This window comes from Ruminococcus sp. OM04-4AA (assembly GCF_003462585.1).
In the GTDB taxonomy this organism is placed as follows: domain Bacteria; phylum Bacillota; class Clostridia; order Lachnospirales; family Lachnospiraceae; genus Mediterraneibacter; species Mediterraneibacter faecis.
Genome location: NZ_QTZH01000137.1, coordinates 1 through 1,644 on the forward strand (window position 1 = coordinate 1; position 1,644 = coordinate 1,644).

The 1,644-nt window shown below is 41.1% G+C and carries 2 protein-coding genes; both read left to right on the top strand.

Features of this window, described 5'->3' with window-relative positions; genetic code table 11:
• Positions 1–218: excisionase (locus tag DXB52_RS15670; RefSeq protein ID WP_472520145.1), on the top strand; the 218-nt coding region annotated here is incomplete at its 5' end.
• A gap of 78 nt (positions 219–296) precedes the next feature.
• Complete coding sequence (locus tag DXB52_RS15675; protein ID WP_009243728.1) at positions 297–1,490, top strand: site-specific integrase; 1,194 nt, start codon at positions 297–299, stop codon at positions 1,488–1,490.
• The last annotated feature ends 154 nt before the right edge of the window (positions 1,491–1,644 follow it).

A 1,644-nucleotide genomic window follows, 5' to 3' on the forward strand; every position in this document is an offset into this window, starting at 1 on the left:
AAAGGGGGTATCTGATGAATAACAACGATATTCCCGTATGGGAAAAATACACCCTTACCATTGAAGAAGCGTCAAAGTATTTCCGTATCGGAGAAAACAAGTTAAGACGCTTAGCAGAGGAAAACAAGGACGCTGGCTGGCTCATTATGAATGGCAACCGCATACAGATTAAACGCCGACAGTTTGAACAGGTTATTGACAAATTGGACGCAATCTAATGCAAATGAGCCTTGTATGTGTTATGATGAACACAAGTCATATCAAGGCTCTTTCCAACAAGGAAAGGAGCAGACACCATGAAAGAAAAAAGACGGGATAACAAAGGTCGTATCCTGCATACTGGAGAGAGCCAACGAACAGACGGGAAATACTTATATAAATATGTAGACGCATTTGGAAACACAAAATATGTGTATGCTTGGAGATTGACACCCACAGACCCGACACCAAAGGGAAAACGGGAAAAACCCTCACTTCGTGAACTGGAACAGCAGATAAGACGGGATATTGAGGACGGTATCGACAGCACAGGCAAGAAAATGACGCTTTGCCAACTCTATGCCAAACAGAACGCACAGAGGGCAAATGTGAAGAAAAGCACAATAAAACAACGGGAACAACTCATGCGGTTATTGAAAGAGGATAAGTTAGGTGCTAGGAGCATTGATACGATAAAACCCTCTGACGCTAAAGAATGGGCGTTACGCATGAAAGACAAAGGCTTTTCCTACAATACCATTAACAACCATAAACGCTCGTTAAAAGCGTCATTCTATATCGCCATACAAGACGATTGCGTAAGGAAAAATCCCTTTGATTTCAAGTTAAGTGAAGTCCTAGAAAATGATACCAAAGAGAAAGTTGCATTGACAGAGGAACAGGAACAAGCCTTACTCTCATTCATCAAGACGGACAATGTGTATCACAAGTATTATGATGATGTGCTGATACTGTTAAAAACAGGACTTCGTATCTCGGAACTGTGCGGACTGACAGTAGCCGATATTGATTTCAAGAATGAAGTTGTGATTATCGACCACCAGTTACTAAAGAGCAAGGAACAAGGCTATTATATTGAAACGCCTAAGACGAAAAGCGGAATAAGGCAAGTACCATTAAGCAGAGAAACGATACAGGCATTTCAACGGGTTATGAAGAAACGCCCAAAGGCAGAACCATTTGTGATAGACGGACGGGGCAATTTCCTATTTGTCAATCATAAGGACAAGCCAAAAGTTGCGATTGATTACAACGCCTTATTTGTCCGTATGGTAAAGAAATACAACAAGCACCACAAGGACAATCCCTTGCCACATATCACACCGCATACGCTACGCCATACGTTCTGCACAAGGCTGGCAAGCAAGAACATGAACCCAAAAGATTTACAGTATATCATGGGGCATTCAAACATTAGTATCACAATGAATTGGTACGCTCATGCGTCCATAGATACCGCAAAATCAGAGGTTCAGCGTCTAATTGCATAGAAGTATTTACCACGATTTTAACCACGCTTGATAGCGAAAATATAAGAAGATAGACCTAGATATGTGAGGTTTACCACAAAAGCAAAATGCCCGTAGAGCCGATAAAATAAGGCTTTGCGGACATTTAAGAAGATATAAAAAGATAGTCAAAAAG